Source organism: Amycolatopsis sp. PSD-21 (assembly GCF_055561455.1).
On record NZ_CM145712.1, the window covers coordinates 2,248,274 to 2,266,507 of the forward strand.

The window sequence follows — 18,234 nt, forward strand, 5'->3', positions numbered from 1 at the left end:
GATGGCAGGCGTCGCCGACGTCCGGCGGCGGGTGCTGATGATCTCCGGGGCGATCGACACCACCGATCACGACATCTCGGTGAGTGTCAATCTCCCGGAACCGGGCCGCTGGCAGGTCATCAAGTCCGAGACCAACCTGACCGACAAGACCTGGGTCGCGATGCAGGTCGTCACCGACGAGGACTCGACCTTCGTCAACGACGCCGAGACGCTCGTCCTCTCCCGCCAGTTCTCGAAGTCCTTCATGACGCCGGATCAGCGCCGCCTCACCTTCTACGACGGTGAAGTCCGGCCCGGCGAAGCGGTGCTCAAGGTGTACTCGCTCGACGCGGGCGGCCGGAAGCCGACCTACTCCTACTCCCGCTACAGCCCGATCGCGACCGACACCGCCGAGCAGTCCCAGCAGACCCTGGACGAAATGATCAGCAACGGGATGAAGCAGCGGCCCGTGATCGAGCTGATCGTCCCGGTGACCGTGATCGGCTGAGCACACCGGTGATCACCTTCGTCCCGGAACCCCATCTCCTCGAATCGCCGCGCGGGCGTGAGTGGCCGGTACTCCCCGGCACCCGCGCGGCGGTCACCGCCGAACCGCCGTCCGCCGCCGACGTGGTCGTCGTCGGGGCGGGCCCGGCCGGGCTCGCGGTCGCTTCCGCGCTGTGGCACCACGGCGTGACCGACCTCGTCGTCGTCGACCGCGACGGCCGTCCCTGCGGCCGGTTCTTCGATCGCATCGATCTGCTCGGCCAGCGCGTGCTGCGGTCGCCGTACGAACACCACCCCGGCGTCGAGGGGTACCGCGACTGCGAACTCCTGGACTTCGCCCGGCTGCACTGGTCGGTGCTCACCCCGGTGGAACGCCGGGAGATCCGCATGGCGCAGGCCGGGCACCGCTCGGTCGTGCCCGTCGACGTCTTCGAGGCCTACTGCCGTCATCTCGCGGCGAGTCATCACGTCACCGAGCGGACCTGGCGCGGTTCGGTCCGCGAGGTGCTGCCGACCGCTGACGCCGTCACCGTGCGCGCCGACCGGTTCTCCGTCACCGCGCGCCACGTCGTGCTGTGCCTCGGCGAGGAGCGCCGAGCCGCCCCGGACACCTGGTGGGGCGGCGGTCGTCCGCCGCGCGGGGTGAGCTACTGGGACGAACACGTTCCCGATGGCGGGAACCGGCTCGCCGTCGTCGGTGCCGGCCTCACCGCCGCGCACCTGATCTCCAACGGTCTCGCCCAGGGCCGCGAGGTGCACTGGGTGGTCCGCGAAGCGGGCGAACGCTACCAGTGCGCCGACGTCAACTCGTCGTTCTTCCGGCCCGAAGGCCGCGCTCGTTTCGACGGCGTGAGCTGGTCCGAGCGGCTCGAACTGATGGGCCGATTCCGGCGGGCGTCGATCATGTTCGAGTTCCGCCCGATGCTCGAAGCGGCCGAAGCCGAAGGCAGGCTGATCGTGCATCGCGGCAGGGCGATCACGAAGGTGACGCCCGGCGTCGGCCTCCACCTCGAAGACGGTTCGCGGGTGTCCGTGGACCACGCCGTCCTGGCGCTCGGCACCACGCCGTCGATCGGGGACGGCCTGATGCCCGACGAGGCCGTCCTCGACCGCGGCGGCTGGCCGCGACTGGACGAACGCACGTTCGCCTACCTCGGCGCGCCCCGGGTCTTCGCCGTCGGCGCGGCCGCGGGGATGGCGCTGGGGCCCGCGGCCCGCAACATCGACGGTCACCGCGTCGCCACCGCGCGGGTCGCGGCCACCGTCGCCGAGAACCTGCGGCGCGACCTCCCGCTGCGGACGGCCACGAAGGACGTCGCCCGTGTCTGAGCCTTACGACTCCCGCTTCACCCTTCCGTCGATCGACGACGCCCCCTCGACCGAGGCGGGGGTGATCCTGCTGGGGCTGGACGCCGAACGCCTGCTCGCCGGCGTCGGACTCGCCCGGATCGCCGACGAGCCCGCGCTGGTCGCCCTCGCCGTGGACCAGGCCCGGCACGACGCGCTCGACCTCCGCACCGAAGCGCTGGTCGAGGCAGGCATCCTTCGCTGGCGCGCGGTCCGCCCGCTGATCGAAGCAGGTCCGGAGATGGCGTCGGCGGGTTCCCTGCGCCGAGAATGGGAGCACGCGACCGCGCGCGTCACCGCCACGGTGACCGGGCTGGGACCGGCGTCGGTGTCCTGCCTCGCGGCCTGCTGGCTGCGGCGCGACGACATCGACGACGCGGTCCGGTCCGCCTCGACCCTGCGGTCGCCGGAACAGGGGAGCGCACAAGATGTCCTATCTCGGGTCTTTGCCGACTGACGCCACGCTGCTGCAGGTGTTCCAGCGGTTTCCCGCTCCGGCGGCGAAGCTGCTGGACTTGCACGAGCTGATCATGCGGGCGCCGTCGGCGTTCGGCGCGGGGGAGCGGGAGCTGATCGCGGCCTACGTCTCCGGCGTCAACGACTGCGGCTACTGCCACGGGGTCCACACCGTCACCGCGGAGGCTTTCGGTGTGCCGGAAGGACTTCTGACCGCCGCACTGGCCGACCTCGACGCCGCGCCCGTGGACGAGCGCATGAAGCCCGTGCTGGCCTATGTGGGCAAGCTGACGCGTACGCCGTCCCAGGTGACCGAAGAGGACGCTGAGGCCGTCTTCGCGGCGGGCTGGGACGAAGCCGCGCTGCACGACGCGGTGCTCGTGTGCGCCCTGTTCAACTTCATGAACCGGATGGTCGAGGGGCTCGGGATCCGCGCCGACGCCGCGTACGCGAAGACGTCCGGCGTGCGCCTGAAAGAGGGCGGATACGCCGGCCTGGCGACCCTGCTCGGTTCTTGAAACCTCTGTCCACAGTGGACGCTTCGATTGGTCTGTTCGAGGTATTCCGATGACTATCGGTGATCGTGTCGCAATGAGATCGGTCGACCGCGTTCCGTCATCGGCGACCGTCCACATTACTCCATTCGATGGCGTTGATCGCGGGGATGGCGCAGTCGGAAGAACCTTCCGGAGTAGGTAAAAAGCACATTCCCGCGATGATGCACGACACTGGCTGCGAACTGGGTGCTCAGGCACGATTTCCTCATCGAACAAGAACACCCGACCAGCCTGGGAGCCATTTCGATGAAGAACGCTGTGACCGACAACGTCCGTTCGCTATTCGCCGTCCGGGGAATCGACACCACTTCCGCCGGGCACCAGGTCGAGCTGGTGATCGACCGGTTCGACAACTGGTCGAACCGGCAGGGTGGGCAGGTCTTCGGCTGTTTCACCACCTGTGAGGTCCCTCCGCCGCTGGCCGAGGCGAGCTGAAGCCGACCACCGCTCCGCCGACCGCCTCTCACGTCGCGAACGTGAGAGGCGGTCGGCTTTGTGAGATCACGGAAAGTCGCCCATGAGTGCGGAACTCGTATCCGGGTAACTCGTTCGCCGCGTAATACACCAAGCCGGACACCTCGTGGCAGAGCCGACTCATCACTCGAATGGTGGAACGCATTCCGGTTGGCCGTGTTTAGGTTGGGTGACGGGGACAGCGTGCGCGGAGGGGGCGGCGCCGATGGTGATCAGAGTTCTCATAGCCGAGGACATGCATATCGTCAGGGGGGCGCTGGTAGCGCTCCTGCGGCTGGAGCCGGATATCGAAGTGGTGTCCGAAGTGGCGTCCGGAGACGAGATCCTGGCCGCCGCGCGGAGTTCGCGGACCCAGGTCGCGATCATCGACATCGACCTTCCAGGCAAGGACGGCCTCACCGCGGCCACCGAAATCCACGAGCAGCTTCCCGAGGTCAGGACGCTGATCCTGACCAGCCTCGGCAGACCGGGCACTCTTCGCCGGGCGCTGGCGGCCAAGGTCAACGGTTTCCTGTTGAAAGACGCCCCCGCGGAGAAGCTCGCCAACGCGGTGCGCGGGGTGGCCGCCGGACGGAGGATGGTCGACGGCGAGCTGGCGCTGGCCGCCTGGGACACCGTGGACTGCCCGCTGACCCCGCGCGAGATCGACGTCCTGCGGTTGACCGCGGAGGGCCGCGACACCCTGGAGGTCGCGGCGAAGGCGTTCCTCTCCACCGGAACGGTGCGCAACTACCTGACCACGATCGTGGCGAAGCTCAACGCACGCAACCGGGTCGACGCGATCCGGATCGCGAAGGAATCCGGCTGGATCTGAGCGGTGCTGGACCGCGGTCTATACAGGCACGACGGCACGCAACCGGAACCGTCCGTCGGCCTCGACACCGGCGGTCAACTCGCCGCCCAGGCCGGCGACGCGATCCGACATGTTCGTGATGCCACTGCCCGCGACCTCGACCCGCGCAGGCTTGCCCGGATTCAGGGATCGCCCGTTTTCGACGCCGTCGTTGACGATGTCCAGCGCGACCCCGTTGCCGACCCGCCGCACCGCGATCTCGCATCGTTCAACCTTGCTGTGCCGCAACACGTTCGTCACGCTCTCGCGCAGCACCACGGCCAGCACCGTGCGCACCGGGGCAGGCAGATCCCCGTGCTCCATCTCCAGCCGCACCTGGACGTCAGCGGCCGTCAGCACCGCCTGTGCGGACCGCGACTCCTTGTCCAGCGACAGTTCGCGGTAGCCGCTCGCCACCGAGCGTACGTCGGTCAGTGCCTGCCGGGTCAGACCGAGGATCTCCAGTAGCTCGTCGGAGGCCCGCGTGGTGTCGATATCCATGATCCGGCTGGTCAGCTCGCTCTTCAGCGCGATCGCCGAGAGGCTCATGCCGAGCAGGTCGTGCAGGTCGCGGGCGAAGCGCAGCCGTTCCTCGGCGACCGCGACCTCGGCGAGCCGTTTCCTGGTCTCACCCAGTTCGGTCACCAGCCGGGTCAGCCAGATGAGCCCGAAGACCATCAGGCCGGTGTTCACTTGGGACGCGAAGGTGTTGAACGCGTCGAGGAAGCCGGCGCCGGAATCGATCCGGATGAGCACGGGCCCGGCGACCGTCGCGGCGAACGCGGCCCATCCCGCGATCGGCGGCAGCACCAGCAGGGCGGTGCCGGCGAACAGGCTGGGCAGGCTCACCCAGGCGTGCCCGAGCGGGATCAGCGGCAGAAAGACCAGACAGGCCTGAACGAACAGCAGCGCGTAGCTCCGCCGTGAGCGCAGCCGGACGTTCGGCCGGGCGAAATAGGCCAGTTGCAGGGTGACGAGTGCGGTGATGGGGCCGGCGATGAGCGCGATGCGCCAGCCGTCCCCGGTCAGGTTGAACACCCGGGACATGGCCGAGAGACCGAAGGCGATGAAGACCGCCGTCAGCATCCACTGGACGTTCCTGGCGTCGATCCGGGACCAGTGACTGGGACTCCGCGCCAGTGCTGCTTCGGCGGGGTCGGCCTGCTCGGGCACCGGCAGTTCGGCATGGAGGCGCCATCGTCCGGTCGAGTCGGGACCCGCGCTGAGCGTCCCGCCGTGTCCGATGATCTCGTCCGTCACCTCGCGGAGGCTCTCGGCCGTCTCCGCCGGGACGTCCTCGTGCGCCGTGCCGTCGTGGACGATCTCCAGCGCGACGCGGCCCTCGCTGGTGCGCACGGCGATCTCGCAGTGCTGGACGCCGGTGTAGCGGAGCACGTTCGTGACGCCCTCTCGCAGCACCTTCGCCAGCAAGGTGCGCAGCTTCACCGGCAGCTCGACCTGCTCGAGATCGACCCGCACCGCGACGTTCGAGGCTGAAAGCAACGACACCGCGGTGCGCGATTCCTTGTCCAGCGACAGCTCACGGTACCCCCTGGCCACCGACCGCACGTCGGACAGCGTGCGCTGCGCGATCCCGGTGATCTCGGCCAGCTCCTCGCGCGCCCGCCGCGGTGACTTGCGCAGGAGTCGGTGCACCAGTTCGCCCTTGAGCGAGATCGCGGACAGGCCGAGCCCGAGCAGGTCGTGCAGATCCTTGGCGAAGGCCAGCCTCTGCTCCGCCACGGCCCGCCTCGCCAGTTCGGTGCGGGCCTGATGCAGTTCGTTCACCAGCCTCGCGAGCCAGGTCAGCAGATACGTGACCAGCCCGTAGACCACCGCGCTGATCGTGTCGATCGTCGCTCCGAGCGCGGAGTCGGCATAGAACCACAGGATCCACGATGTGGCCGCGATGAGGGTGGTGAACACCGGCCAGCCGACTCGCGGGCGGAGGATCAGCAGCGAACTGCCCGCCGCGATGGTGGTCAGCGAGGTCAGCGCCTCGTCGAAGTGCAGGACCGGCAGATAGGCGAGACCGGTCTGGACCCCCAGAGTCGCCTTCGCCCACCGGGTGTCCAGGGGGATCGCCGGACGGCTGAAGTACAGCAGCTGGATCGCGAGCACGGGCCCGACGTACAGCACGGCCAGTAAGCCGTGCTGCAGGTCCATCCCAGGCTGAAGCAGGACGCCGAGCAGGCCGAAGAGGCAGGCGTTGACGAAGACGACGGTGATGACCAGCCCGGCGAGGAACAGCGCCCGGCGAGGACGCCGGTCGATGCCAGCGGTTCCGAGAGGTTCGGCGGTCACAGCGAGCTGGTCCGGCACAGGCACCCCAGTGGTAACAGAAAGACGGCTCGATCTGGTCGCGTTCCCCCTTCGCGACGGCCCGGGCCGTGACACGGCCTTCCATCGCTATGATTCGGATCATAACCCATGTTCGTTACCCGGGCCGGTCTCTTCGGACGACGGAAGGACGGCGAACAGGGGGACGCTTTCCCTGCTGGGGACGGGAAAAACTCCGGCGTTCACCCGCACGGGTGTGGGCTGTTCGCACCACCCCGTTCATCGCGGAACATGCCACGATGGAAGACGCGGCGGCCGGGAACGGGCGCCGCGGAGATCCACTGTGTACGCGGCGCCCTCGCGGGCGGAAGGGAACGGGTGGCCTTAAGCTCTGCGCATGGCCAGGTATTTCGACGTACACCCGGAAAATCCGCAACGGCGCGCGATCGGACAGGTCGTCGACATCCTGCGCGAAGACGGGCTCATCGCGTATCCGACGGACTCCTGCTTCGCCCTCGGCTGCCAGCTGGGGAACAAGCAGGGCATCGACCGCATCCGGAGCATCCGCAAACTCGACGACCGCCACCATTTCACCCTGGTGTGCCAGGATTTCGCTCAGCTGGGCCAGTTCGTGCACGTGGACAACGCGGTCTTCCGCGCGGTCAAGGCTTCCACGCCCGGCAGCTACACGTTCATCCTCCCGGCCACCAAGGAGGTTCCGCGACGGCTGCTGCACGCCAAGAAGAAGACCGTCGGCGTGCGCATCCCGGACCACGTGGTCACCCAGGCGCTGCTGGGCGAACTCGGCGAGCCGCTGTTGTCGAGCACGCTGCTGCTGCCCGACCAGGAGGAGCCGATGACCCAGGGCTGGGACATCAAGGAACATCTGGAACACGTGGTGGACGCGGTGATCGACTCCGGTGACTGCGGGGTCGAACCCACCACGGTCATCGATTTCTCGTCCGGGGAACCGGAGATCGTGCGGCGGGGCGCCGGCGACACCTCGCGGTTCGAATAGGAAACGGCGGGACCGGTGTTCCGGTCCCGCCGCTGGAGAACGTCCTCAGTGCGTGACGAGCCCTTCGGACTTCGCCGGGGCCGAGGGGATGTGGAACATGCGGGTGAACAGCTCCAGCTTCTCCGGATCGCCCTTGACGGCCACGGCGCCGCTGGTGAGCGCGCTCGCGGCGTCCATCTCGCCGTTCAGCAGCTTCAGCATGACCGGGCCGCGCGGCTCGATGACGAGGTCCGGGTCCGGGTGCGGGCCCTCGCCCGCGGTCAGCGCGCCGTCCTCGACCACCGCGTGGACGACCATCTCGCCGCCGTAGTGCATCTCGAACGCGCAGTGCACGCCGCGGGCCGCGTCCGGCTGGAACGTGGTGTACAGCGACAGGACGGCCGAGTCGAGGGTGAACAGGTCGTCGGCCGTCGGGTCGCCGAGCGAGCGGGCGCCCCACAGGCCCAGCTGCAGCACGATCTGGTCGAGGTCGTTGCCGTACTCGGTCAGCTCGTAGACCACCCCGGCGTCGAGCTGCGAGAGCACCCGGCGCTGGACGACACCGTGCCGCTCCAGCTCGTTGAGCCGGGTCGACAGGATGCTCATCGGGATCTTCGGCAGGCCCTGTTGCAGCTCGTCGAACCGTTTCGGGCCGAGCACCAGGTCACGGATCACGAGCAGGGACCAGCGTTCCCCGATGATCTCGAGGGCGCGGGCGAGGCCGCAGAACTGGCCATAGGTGCGAGCGGTCATGCTTGACTCCTCATATTCCTGGGTCTGGTGGTGGCGGTGGTGCTCGGTCAGCGGACCTGGTGTCCCTCGGAAAGCAGTTCGCGGTGCAGCTCTCGCAGTTCGGCGCTGGGTTTCACCCCCAGTTCGTCCTCGAGCCTGGAGCGCAGCCACTCGTAGGACGCCAGGGCGTCGCTGCGTCGTCCGCTGAGCCCCAGTGCGCGGATCAGGTGGGCGTGCAGGGTTTCGTCGAACGGGTCCGCGGTGGTCAGCGACCGCAGGACGCCGAGCATCTCCCGGTGCCTGCCGGCGCGGATCTCGGCCTCGATCCACAGGTCACGGGCATCGCGCCGCTCCTCCAGCAGATAGACGGTGTAGGCGGCGAGGGTCGGTCCACAGTGGATGTTCGCCAGCGGGGGACCGGACCACAGGTCCAGTGCGGTACGGAAGGCGTGCGCGGCGGCCGCGTCGTCGCCTGCTTCGAGCAGTTCACGGCCGAGCCGGTGGAGCCGGTGGAATTCCGCCACGTCGACCACACCCGCGTCGATCTCGAGCCGGTAGCCGGGCGGGCTGGTGACCAGCAGATCGCCGGTGCCGCCGGGGTCGAGGTGACGGCGGAGATGGTGGACGTAGGTGTGCAGGGCCCGGCGGGCGCTGCGGGGCGGGGCTTCGTTCCACAGCTCGTGCACGAGGGAGTCGACGTGGACCGTCCTGCCGGGGCGGATGAGCAGCATCGCCAGCAATTGCAGGAGTTTCGGCGTGCTCGGCGCGCGATCGGCGGCACCGATGTGCAGTTCGAGCGGGCCGAGGAGACGCGCGCGCACGCCGTGCGGCGCATCGGTCGAGGCGACCGTGTCACCCGGTTCGATCGTCATCGCGTGCATCCCCTGCCCCTCCGGACTCCCCCTCAATGACAGTGACAGAGGCGGAACCTTCGGAACAGTGCCGGCAACACGCGGCGGACCGTGATTTTTTCTTTGCCCCGTATGCGATCGTCACGACTTGGAGCGCTGAACCGGTTGCGGCAAAAGAGAAGACGCGAGCCGGGTCAGAGCCAGTCCGAATCGCGGGCGATGCGGATGGCGTCCACCCGGTTGCGGGCGTTGAGTTTCGTCACCACGGTGGCGAGATAGTTCCGGACGGTGCCCGGCGACAGGAACAGTTCCGCCGCGATGTCGGCGACCGTGCGCCCGTTCGCGGCGAGGCGGAGGATCTCGGCCTCCCGCGGGGTCAGCGGGCAGTCCTCGGTTTCCCATGCGGACAAGGCGAGTTCGCTGTCGATGACCCGGCGGCCGGTGGCGACCGAGCGGACCGCGTTGGCGAGTTTGTCGGCGGGCGCGTCCTTGAGCAGGAAGCCGTTGACCTTCGCGTCGAGCGCTCGGCGTACGGTGCCCGGGCGGCCGAGCGACGTGAGGATCAGCGTGCGGACGTCGGGAAGTTGCTGGCAGAGTTCGGAAGCGGCGGTGAGCCCGTCTTTGGCGGGCAGATCGATGTCGATGATCGCGACGTCCGGCAGGTACTCCGCCGCCATCGGGAGGATCTTGTCGCCGGAACCCACCTCCGCGACGACCTCGATGTCTTGTTCGAGGTTCAGCAGGGCAACCAAGGCGCCGCGGACCAGGTGCATGTCCTCGGCCAACAGGACTCGGATCACTCCGACCTCCTCTTCCCCAGAAACACGGTAACTCTCAGTGTAGCCAGCAAACCCGTAAGAGTGAATCTGATTCGCACGATACAAGGTTGCGCATTTTTCGGCGGCAGGTTCGCCATGATCGGCGATCCGGTGAGCTGCGACGATGGCTTGGCTTCGAGTGTGGTAAAACTGCGAGCGCTCGATTACTCACCGTCAGGCAAGAAGTCGGTAAAACAGGTTTGCCGAGTACTTTTCAGCCTCTGTTGAGTACTTTCCATTCCGGTGAATTCATCCGGCGAACGGGTGAATCAGTCCTTTTTCGGAGCCGGGAGATGGCCTGTTCGGCGGTACCGGTGCCTGCCTCGATCGGACGTCGATCCGGTGGCGACCGCGGCGTGGTGTCCTCGGCACGAGCCGGTTCGCGCGCGAATTCGCCACTATCCACAAAGGACGTATGTGATGAGCTCATTGCTGGGTGCTCTGCGTAAGGTGCTGTTCGCGCCTTCGCTGGCTTCGGTCGGTTTCGAGGGGCGCGGCTTCGGAGTGCCGCCGACGACGGCGACCGCACGCCTGGAGTCGATCCCGCAGGCGGTGGTGTGCGGGTTCGAATGGGGGATCGACGCGCCGGCGCTCTGGGAGGCCGAACGGCGGCTGGATATGGTCGAGCCCGAGATGCGCGGGTTCGCCTACGAGGGCGCGGCGATGGCGTTCACCATCCTCGACGTGATGCCCGGCGGCCGGAAGGACCGCACGGCCGAACTGATGAGCGGCCCCGGCCTCCCGCACGTGTTCCTGACCTACATCGGCATCGGGTTCGCGATGGCCCGGCTGCCCCGGCCACTGTGGAAGAAGGTGCTGCCGGAGCTCGACGGCGTCCCGTTCCACCCGACGATGAGCTGGCTGGCCGTCGACGGTTACGCCTTCGATCGTGCCTACTTCGACACGGACAAGTGGGTCGGTGAGCAGTTCGTGCCCAAGCCGTACCCGTGGGCGGGGGCCCCCGCGTACTTCCCCCGCGCCTGCGACCAGGGCATCGGGCGGGCGTTGTGGTTCATCAACGGCGGTGACCCGGTGAAGGTCGCCGAGGCGGTGGACCGCTTCCCCGCCGGACGCCGCCCGGACCTGTGGAGCGGTGTCGGGCTGGCCTCGACCTTCGCGGGCGGCTGCGACCAGGCCGGGCTGGAGAGGCTGCGCGAGGCCGCGGGTGAATACCAGGACGAACTCGGTCTCGGTGTCGTGTTCGCGGTGAAGGCGAGGACGTTCTCGTCGTTCGTCCCCCCGCACACCCGCCTCGCCGCGCGGACGCTCGCCGGGCTGAGCATCGAGGAGGCCGTCGACCTGGCCGACTCGACCGAGGTCACCGAGGACGCCGCGGACGGGACGCCCGCGTACGAGCTGTGGCGGCAGAACATCCGGGACGGTCTCGCCCCGTCGGCGGGCCGCCTGGCCGCCTGAGGGCCCCTGGATGTCGTGAAAGGGCCGTTCAAGACGTCCGGCGTCTTGAACGGCCCTTTCACGACACGCGGGTGAGGCTCAGGCCGCCTGCCTGACCGGCTGCGGCCGGTGCCGCAGATCGGGGAGCGCGAGCAGGACCGGCGGGTCGAACAGGCCCTTGGGGCGCACCCGCAGGTCCGCCAGCCGCGCGGTGACGCCCGGTTCGACGGTGATCGGCCCGTGGTGCCCGGTGAGCCCGGTGCCGCGACGCGTGAGCGGCCCGGTCACGCAGTGCGCGACGAGGTGCCAGGTGCCTTCCGGGACGTCGGTCAGCTGATAGGGGCCGGGGACGTCGATGACCGTGTGCCGCGCGGGCGCGCCCTCGGGGATACGGGTCGGGAAGAGGCCGACGAACACGAGACCGGGTGAGATCTCCGGCGGCGCGGACACGAAGCCGCGGACGATCGCCGGCTTCGCGCCGGGCAGGGGTTCGCCCGCCAGGCGGTGCTGGAAGCCGCCCTGCCGGCGGTACGCGGAGGGAGAGAGGCCCACGCGGTTGCTGAACCGCGTGCTGAAGGTGCCGACACCGTTGTAGCCGACGCGATGGCTGATGTCGGCGACCGAGATCGAGGTCGTCAGCAGCAGGCGTTTGGCCTCGTCGAGCCGCAGCGCGGACAGGAACCGGCCGGGTGAGACGCCGGTGGCCTGCTGGAACACCCTGCTGAAATGGAATTTGCTGAAGGTCGCGGCGCGGGCGATGTCGTCGATAGTGAGCTCTTCGCCCAGTTTCTCGTGCATGGCCCCAATGGCGCGCTCCACGGCTCGCCGGACAGTCTCATCCATTGTGCCGTCCTTTCGCTCGAGGATTTCTGGGATGTTTGCGGTTTCCGACACTACTGTTCGCCGTCGCTACTCCTGAAGTGCTTGATTCATCGCACGATATGTATCCATGTGCGCTACGACGTGAAAATTTCACGGTCACCCGGAGCACGGCCCGGCCATGCGAAAACCACGGTCCGGCAATGGTGCGCGCACTGGATCCCGGCGCCGGGCGCCGGCAGAATTCCTGGTAGCGCATTCACGTCGGAACCCCCCCCGACCGTGTTGGCGTGGTGCGAAGAACGTATTCCCGCGACAACACAGAACCGGCTCTTGACCGCGCACCCCTCGGTGGTCAAGGGCCGGTTTCCATTTCGCGGAACGGGTGTGTGAGGATAGTATCGTCGGCTCGGGGGAGCGACGCGGGCGGAAAGGCAGATGGGGTCGATGATCAAGGTCCTGGTGGCCGAGGACATGCACATTGTCCGGGGGGCACTGGTCGCGCTGCTCGGCTTGGAAGCCGACATCGAGGTCGTCGCCGAATGCGCGAGTGGCGACGAGATCCTCCCGCTCGCCCAGTCCACGCGCCCCGACGTCGCGCTCATCGACATCGACCTGCCGGGCAAGGACGGCCTCACCGCGGCCGCCGAGCTGCACGAGCTGCTTCCCGGGGTCCGCACGCTGATCCTCACCTCGCTCGGCAGCCCCGGCACCCTGCGGCGGGCGCTGGCCGCGAAGGTCAACGGCTTCCTGCGCAAGGACGCGCCCGCCGACCGGCTCGCCAACGCGGTCCGCGGGGTCGCCGCCGGACGGCGCGTCGTCGACGGCGATCTGGCGCTCGCCGCCTGGGACAGCGAGGATTGCCCGCTCACCACCCGCGAGATCGAGGTGCTCCGGCTGGCGTCGGTCGGCTCCGACCCGACCGAGATCGCCGCCGAGCTGTTCCTGTCCGCCGGTACCGTGCGGAACTACCTGACGACGATCGTTTCGAAGCTCAGCGCCCGCAACCGGGTCGACGCGGTGCGGATCGCCAGGGAGTCCGGCTGGCTGTGACGCCGAGGCGGCTCACCTGGCCGGGACGGTCATCGTGGCGTGGGCGAGCTCCGCGGCGAACTCGCCGGTGGAAGCCGCTTCCGCGAGCAGTCGGCGTTGCCGGGCCGCGCCGGTGCCGTGGTCGAACAGCGCCTCCAGCCCACGTTCGACGTCCTCCTCGTCACCCGCCGCCCTGAGCGCCGGCCGGACGAATTCGACGAGTTCGCCGAGCAGATCGCGCTGATCGGCCTCCCCGCCGGTGAAGACGTCGACGCCCGGCCCGTCCAGCCCCCGGCGCGCGGCCGCCGTCAAGGCAGCGCCGATCCGGGTACCGCGGGCGCGCGGCGGCCTCGTCGTCGCCGCGCAGGTCGCGACCAGCCCGCGCACCAGCGCGGCGAGCAGCACCGCGTCGTCGACCGACAGGCAGACGTCGGCGATCCGCACCTCGACCGTGGGATATCGAGGGGAAAGGCGGGCGTAGAAGTACACCCCCGCCGCGTCGAGGGCGGCACCGTCGCGCACGGCCTCCCCGATGCTCCGGTCGTACGCGGCCGCGCCGGACCATTCGTCGGGTGGCCGGGCCGTCGGCCATCGGTCCCAGAGCGGGAAGCGCCTGCTCGACCAGCCGGAGTCGGCGCCGTTCTCGACCGGGGAGTTGACACTGAGCGCCAGTAACGGCGCGAGCCACGGCCGCAGCCCGGCGAGAACCCGTGCGCCCAGATCCCGCGACGGGACACCGACGTGCACATGGCAGGCGCAGGTCCCCGCCTGGCGGATCAGGTCCGGGAACGCCTGCGCCATCCGCCGGTACCGGGGCTCGGGGGTGAGCGTGTCTCCCCGCAGGCCGCCGGGCGGGATCCCCGTCGCCGCCATCAGGCACCCGTCGGCCCTTGCCGCCGTCGCGACGATCTGCCGCAGCCGCGTCAGTTCCGAGCGCACCTCGTCCAGGCCGCGGCAGACGCCGGTCGCGGTCTCGATCTGGAACCGCATCAGCTCACCGGAGACATCCGGCCCGGGTGGGAGGCTCTCGAGTATTTCGGGGGCCCGCAACGCGACCGAGCCGTCCACCGGGTCGAGCAGGACGAACTCTTCTTCCACACCAAGGGTGAACATGGTTCCCCGTTCCGTGGTTTTCGCCGGTGTCACTGAATCTGCCCTCTCGGGCGCGGAGAGGAAAGGGCCGGTGTGCTGAACTTCGTTGCGGCGAAAGTGTTTCGTGGCCTCACTGACGGTCTAGCCTATGGTTCATGATCGATCTGTATCCACCGGCCGAGCCCTACGACAGCGGGCTGCTCGATGTAGGCGACGGCAATCTCGTCTACTGGGAGACCTGCGGGAATCCGGCCGGGAAGCCGGCGGTCATGCTGCACGGCGGCCCCGGACAGGGCTGTACGCCGGGCATGCGGCGGATGTTCGACCCGGCCCGCTACCGTGCGGTGCTGTTCGATCAGCGTGGCTGCGGCCGCAGCACCCCGCACGCGAGCGACCCGACGACCGGCCTCCGGCACAACACGACGGATCATCTCGTCGCCGACATGGAGCGGCTGCGGAAGCATCTGGGGATCGAACGCTGGCTCGTCACCGGAGGTTCGTGGGGCACGACGCTCGCGCTCGCCTACGCCGAACGGCACCCGGAGCGGGTCACCGAGATCATCGTCAGCGCCATCAGCACGACACGGCCGTCGGAGATCGACTGGCTGTATCACGGCGTCGGCCGGTTCTTCCCCGAGGAATGGGCCCGCTTCCGCGGTGATCTCACCGGCGACCTCGTCGCCGCCTACGCGCGGCTCATGGACGATCCCGACATCCGGGTGCGGACCGAGGCCGCCCGCTCCTGGCTCGTCTGGGAAGACACCGTGCTGTCACTGGAGCCCGGCGCGACCATCCACAATGGACCGATCGGCGAATGGGAACTCGCGTTCGCCCGTATCGTCACGCACTACTACTCCCACGCGGGCTGGCTGGAGCCCGGCGCGCTGATCCGCGACGCCGGTCTGTTGCGGGACATTCCCGGCGTGCTGATCCACGGACGGCGGGACCTGAGCTGCCCGGTGGACACGGCCTGGGAACTCGCCCGAGCCTGGCCCGGCGCGGAGTTGCTGATCGACGACGACTCGGGACATCACTCGAGCGACGTGAAACGAGCGTGGAAGCTGGCGGCGCTGGACCGGTTCGCCGTCTGAGGTTTTAGGGCGACTCCAGCTGCGCAGGGCTCGCTCCGCCCTTCAACAAGTACGGGTGCACACCTCCGTCAGGGTCGTTCAGATGAGCCAGCGTCCGGAGGATCGTGTCACCGCTGGAGCCTTTCGTTCGTGCCTAATCCTCGGTGATCGAAGCGGGCGACACGTCCGCGATCCGGCGATGGGTTTCGTCCAGCATGGTTCGGTAGGCGTCCGGCATGGTCGTGCCTTGTTCGGCCGGCTCGGTGATCAGGGGTGCGGTCGTTCCCGCGAAGGTCGAGGACGCGACCGATTCTCGCGCCATGGACCGCGGCGATCCCGTCGGTGGTCAACCGGTTGTGGCTGTCCGATCGGAAAAGCGCGCCGCAACGAACCCGCCGGCCATCGGCCGAGGGTAATCCGCCAAGGTCGCGGCCGTTGGGCAGCCATCCCAAGCCGGCTTCATCGAGCGACTCCAAGGGCGAGCGGTCATCGATATCGGGGAGCTTAGGTTTACCGGGTTCGGCCTATGTTCTGAGGTGCATGGTGTTGCGTCTGGGTGTTCCGGTGGGGTCGAGGTAGGTGGGTGGGGTGAATTCGGGGAGTCCGTCTTGGGCGATTTGGACTTTCCATTCGCTGTGGTGGATCAACCGGTGATGCTTGGTGCACAGGAGCACGAGGTTGTCGATCTTTGTTTCGCCGTGGTGTCGCCAGAAGACGATGTGGTGGGCGGTGCAGCGGGGTACGGGCATGTCACAGCCGGGGAAAGCGCAGCCGCCGTCGCGGATCGTCAACGCGTACTTCTGAGCGAGGGAGACGGTGCGTTTAGAGCGGCCGATGTCGAGGGGTTCTCCGGCGGTGCCGAGGACGCCAGGGCGGACGCGGGCGTCGCAGGCGAGGATGCGCGCCTCGGTGGCGCTGATCGGGCCAACCAGATCCAAATGCGCCTCGCCGAGATCGTTGATCAAGTCGTCGTAGGACATGGTGACGAGAATGTGGGTCGCTTCGCCTGCTTGGCCCGGAAGGTTGCGGCTGGTGGTTTTCAGTCGGACGTAGTCGGTGAAGGCGTCTCCGTAGCGTTCGTCCTGGGTGCGGGAGTCGCGGACTCCGTCGATGGCTTTGTGGGGTTTGGCCATGGGGTCCAGGTCGGATTTCAACCGGGCGTAGGTTTCGAGATCGAGCCGAGCCTTGAGGCCGAGGGTGCCGTCGCGGTGCTTGACGAACCGCAGCTCCGGCCGGGTGTCCTTCGGGTCCTCGTTGCGGGGTTCTTTCCCGTCGGGGTCGAGTTCGTCGAGCAGGCGGCGTCCTGCGCGGGCGATCTGCCGCGGTCCGGCCCGGCGCGCCAGCTCGACCAGGATCGCCTCCCCGGCCCGCACGTCCTCCTCCGGAACAGTGGACGGGATGCGGGCCAGGGTGCGGATGATCGCGTCGATCTGGCCACCGCCGATCGCCCCCTCGGCAGCGGCCTGGGCGGTCAAGGGCGCCAGAGGTGGTTCGGGGTCTCCGCCGATGGCCGGGCCGGGGTGCAGGGCCAGGACGCGGTCGGCTCGGGCGCTGGCTTCCTTGTCCGTCACGAGGAAGTCCTCGAAAATCAGTGCCGCCAACGTCGAATGCCCGCTACACCCACGCACCCCACGGGAATTGATTTCCGCCAGGATCGCGTTCTGTTCGGCATCCGCTTGGCGCTTCAGGACTTCGAGTTCTTGTTTGCGGGCATGCAGCGTGGCGGTGTCGACGCGCCACCACTCGGTGGACGTCTCCTGGGGTGCATCGTTGCTGGCCACGACCTCAAAGCTACTCCGAATCGAACACCTGCGCTAGCCCGAACGGCCCAGCGGAGAGAATTGCCGAAAAATGGCAACCGCGAAGGAATCTTAAAGCAGCGAAGCGCCTTAAGTGCGCGAAGACCGCGAAGAGAAGTCAAAGACGTCCGCATTCAGCAATCGAGACACTCGATGCCCCGAAACCCCAGCGGCCGCCGGTGTCAGCCTGCTCTGGCCACTTCAAACGAAAGCAACGCGCAAGGTGGTCGCAATCAGCCGACTGATTGCGACCACCTCGGACACCGGCGTCACGCGGCGCGGTGGATCACGATGTCGTCGAGCCGCGTACGCGCGTGGACCTTGACGCTCCCACCGGCGGCGACGGAGTTGCGCACGGATCCCTTGGTGCTCTTGGCATCCACCGACGCGGCGTCCGCGTCGACGCCGACCTCGATACCGCCGGACGCGTTCGCCAGCTCGGCGGAACCGCGCGACAGCCGTCCGACGCGGATCGGGCAGTTGGCGGCTTGTGCGACGACGTCGCCGTCGGCGCGGTCGATGTCGAAGCTCCCGCCCGAACCGGAGAGGTCGACGTCGGACCGGGCGTGCCCGATCCAGACCTTCCCGGTCGCACCCGAGTACTTGACGACGCCGCCGGCCTCGCCGATCCGCACTCCGGCCGAGCCGCCTTCGAGGTCCGTGGTCCCGGCGACGTGCCCGATCTCGACCTCACCGGCCGAGAGGTTGCCTCGCACCGCCGCGGCGCGGTCGATCCGGACCTGACCCGACGACATTTCCAGCGCGCAGTCGCCGAACCGCCCTTCGGCGTTGACGTCCGACCAGGCGGTGTTCAGGACCAGACGCGAACCGGTGGGCACCTCGATGGTGATCGCGACCGAACCGTTCTTGCCGCCCGCCTTCTTGGTCTCGATCGACAGGTTCCCGTCGTCGAAGCCGACCTTGGTGTTCGCGGCGACCTTCACGTCCGACTTGCTCGCGGCGTCGATCGGCTCGACCAGCACGACCGTGTCCGGGCGTTCGCTCGCGGCGACGCGCACCCGGGCACCGGCGATGGTCAGCGTGGCGGTGATCGGCTCCGGCGTGGGGAAGACAGACATTTCGAACTCCTTTGGTGGTGGTGATCTCTCGTTGTGAAAGCAACGATCGCCGACCGTCCTGACACCGGACCGCCACGGCACTGACACGCCGGGGACACGGTCTGGCCGGTACAGGTCA

Annotated in this window: 19 protein-coding genes and 1 pseudogene; 10 read left to right on the forward strand and 10 right to left on the reverse strand. The window is 68.4% G+C overall.

Annotated elements, in window-relative coordinates; translation table 11 throughout:
* Window position 1 precedes the first annotated feature (1 nt).
* From ACZ1DY_RS10950 to ACZ1DY_RS10975, 6 genes are all read left to right on the forward strand, one after another.
* Window positions 2–487: a DUF6423 family protein gene (locus ACZ1DY_RS10950; RefSeq protein ID WP_257488493.1), complete on the forward strand. Its 486-nt coding sequence runs from the start codon at window positions 2–4 to the stop codon at window positions 485–487.
* Window positions 488–495: 8 nt separating this feature from the next.
* Window positions 496–1,815, forward strand: a complete 1,320-nt coding sequence (locus tag ACZ1DY_RS10955) for an FAD-dependent oxidoreductase (RefSeq protein WP_465484249.1) — start codon at window positions 496–498, stop codon at window positions 1,813–1,815.
* Window positions 1,808–2,290, forward strand: a complete 483-nt coding sequence (locus tag ACZ1DY_RS10960; protein WP_257488491.1) for a DUF6187 family protein — start codon at window positions 1,808–1,810, stop codon at window positions 2,288–2,290. Before ACZ1DY_RS10955 ends, ACZ1DY_RS10960 begins: the two co-directional genes overlap by 8 nt.
* Window positions 2,262–2,807, forward strand: a complete 546-nt coding sequence (locus tag ACZ1DY_RS10965) for a carboxymuconolactone decarboxylase family protein (protein WP_257488490.1) — start codon at window positions 2,262–2,264, stop codon at window positions 2,805–2,807. The genes ACZ1DY_RS10960 and ACZ1DY_RS10965 overlap by 29 nt, the downstream gene beginning before the upstream one ends.
* 285 nt (window positions 2,808–3,092) lie before the next feature.
* Window positions 3,093–3,281, forward strand: coding sequence for a hypothetical protein (locus ACZ1DY_RS10970; protein ID WP_192745954.1), 189 nt, complete (start codon window positions 3,093–3,095; stop codon window positions 3,279–3,281).
* Between the two features lie 244 nt (window positions 3,282–3,525).
* Entirely contained in the window at window positions 3,526–4,134 is a 609-nt protein-coding gene (locus tag ACZ1DY_RS10975) for a response regulator transcription factor (RefSeq protein ID WP_192745953.1), read from the forward strand.
* An 18-nt stretch (window positions 4,135–4,152) separates the two neighbouring features.
* Here ACZ1DY_RS10975 and ACZ1DY_RS10980 read toward each other — a convergent pair whose 3' ends face one another.
* The gene (locus tag ACZ1DY_RS10980) at window positions 4,153–6,474 is read right to left on the reverse strand and encodes a sensor histidine kinase (protein WP_465484250.1); all 2,322 of its coding nucleotides are present in this window, start codon (window positions 6,472–6,474) and stop codon (window positions 4,153–4,155) included.
* 355 nt (window positions 6,475–6,829) lie between these two features.
* On the opposite strand from ACZ1DY_RS10980, the gene ACZ1DY_RS10985 reads away from it, so the two are divergent.
* Entirely contained in the window at window positions 6,830–7,450 is a 621-nt protein-coding gene (locus ACZ1DY_RS10985) for an L-threonylcarbamoyladenylate synthase (RefSeq protein ID WP_005154159.1), read from the forward strand.
* A gap of 45 nt (window positions 7,451–7,495) precedes the next feature.
* Here the strand turns inward: ACZ1DY_RS10985 and ACZ1DY_RS10990 are convergent, their stop codons facing one another.
* The 3 genes from ACZ1DY_RS10990 to ACZ1DY_RS11000 all read right to left on the reverse strand — a co-directional run bounded on the left by ACZ1DY_RS10990 (window position 7,496) and on the right by ACZ1DY_RS11000 (window position 9,812).
* On the reverse strand, window positions 7,496–8,182 hold the full coding sequence (locus ACZ1DY_RS10990) for a winged helix-turn-helix transcriptional regulator (protein ID WP_192745951.1): 687 nt from the start codon (window positions 8,180–8,182) through the stop codon (window positions 7,496–7,498).
* A gap of 47 nt (window positions 8,183–8,229) precedes the next feature.
* Complete coding sequence (locus ACZ1DY_RS10995) at window positions 8,230–9,042, reverse strand: AfsR/SARP family transcriptional regulator (RefSeq protein ID WP_465484251.1); 813 nt, start codon at window positions 9,040–9,042, stop codon at window positions 8,230–8,232.
* A gap of 164 nt (window positions 9,043–9,206) precedes the next feature.
* Window positions 9,207–9,812, reverse strand: coding sequence for a response regulator transcription factor (locus ACZ1DY_RS11000; RefSeq protein ID WP_465484252.1), 606 nt, complete (start codon window positions 9,810–9,812; stop codon window positions 9,207–9,209).
* A gap of 438 nt (window positions 9,813–10,250) precedes the next feature.
* On the opposite strand from ACZ1DY_RS11000, the gene ACZ1DY_RS11005 reads away from it, so the two are divergent.
* Window positions 10,251–11,246 (forward strand): DUF1702 family protein, encoded by a 996-nt coding sequence (locus tag ACZ1DY_RS11005; RefSeq protein WP_465484253.1) that lies wholly within the window; start codon window positions 10,251–10,253, stop codon window positions 11,244–11,246.
* Between the two features lie 78 nt (window positions 11,247–11,324).
* Here the strand turns inward: ACZ1DY_RS11005 and ACZ1DY_RS11010 are convergent, their stop codons facing one another.
* Window positions 11,325–12,023 carry an AraC family transcriptional regulator gene (locus ACZ1DY_RS11010; RefSeq protein WP_465485639.1) on the reverse strand — a complete coding sequence of 233 codons (699 nt, stop codon included), beginning with the start codon at window positions 12,021–12,023 and terminating at the stop codon, window positions 11,325–11,327.
* Between the two features lie 468 nt (window positions 12,024–12,491).
* On the opposite strand from ACZ1DY_RS11010, the gene ACZ1DY_RS11015 reads away from it, so the two are divergent.
* On the forward strand, window positions 12,492–13,097 hold the full coding sequence (locus ACZ1DY_RS11015) for a response regulator transcription factor (protein ID WP_192746871.1): 606 nt from the start codon (window positions 12,492–12,494) through the stop codon (window positions 13,095–13,097).
* A 12-nt stretch (window positions 13,098–13,109) separates the two neighbouring features.
* Here ACZ1DY_RS11015 and ACZ1DY_RS11020 read toward each other — a convergent pair whose 3' ends face one another.
* Entirely contained in the window at window positions 13,110–14,189 is a 1,080-nt protein-coding gene (locus ACZ1DY_RS11020) for a carboxylate-amine ligase (RefSeq protein ID WP_465484254.1), read from the reverse strand.
* A gap of 134 nt (window positions 14,190–14,323) precedes the next feature.
* Between ACZ1DY_RS11020 and pip the strand changes: the two genes are divergently transcribed.
* Window positions 14,324–15,259: a prolyl aminopeptidase gene (gene pip, locus ACZ1DY_RS11025; RefSeq protein ID WP_465484255.1), complete on the forward strand. Its 936-nt coding sequence runs from the start codon at window positions 14,324–14,326 to the stop codon at window positions 15,257–15,259.
* A gap of 133 nt (window positions 15,260–15,392) precedes the next feature.
* Here pip and ACZ1DY_RS11030 read toward each other — a convergent pair whose 3' ends face one another.
* The 4 genes and pseudogenes from ACZ1DY_RS11030 to ACZ1DY_RS11045 all read right to left on the reverse strand — a co-directional run bounded on the left by ACZ1DY_RS11030 (window position 15,393) and on the right by ACZ1DY_RS11045 (window position 18,116).
* Complete coding sequence (locus ACZ1DY_RS11030) at window positions 15,393–15,560, reverse strand: hypothetical protein (protein WP_465485841.1); 168 nt, start codon at window positions 15,558–15,560, stop codon at window positions 15,393–15,395.
* A gap of 13 nt (window positions 15,561–15,573) precedes the next feature.
* Window positions 15,574–15,714: pseudogene (locus ACZ1DY_RS11035) on the reverse strand (tyrosine-protein phosphatase); the annotation flags it as partial.
* Between the two features lie 48 nt (window positions 15,715–15,762).
* Window positions 15,763–17,019, reverse strand: coding sequence for an HNH endonuclease signature motif containing protein (locus ACZ1DY_RS11040; RefSeq protein WP_465484256.1), 1,257 nt, complete (start codon window positions 17,017–17,019; stop codon window positions 15,763–15,765).
* A 287-nt stretch (window positions 17,020–17,306) separates the two neighbouring features.
* Complete coding sequence (locus ACZ1DY_RS11045) at window positions 17,307–18,116, reverse strand: DUF4097 family beta strand repeat-containing protein (protein WP_465484257.1); 810 nt, start codon at window positions 18,114–18,116, stop codon at window positions 17,307–17,309.
* Window positions 18,117–18,234 lie beyond the last annotated feature (118 nt).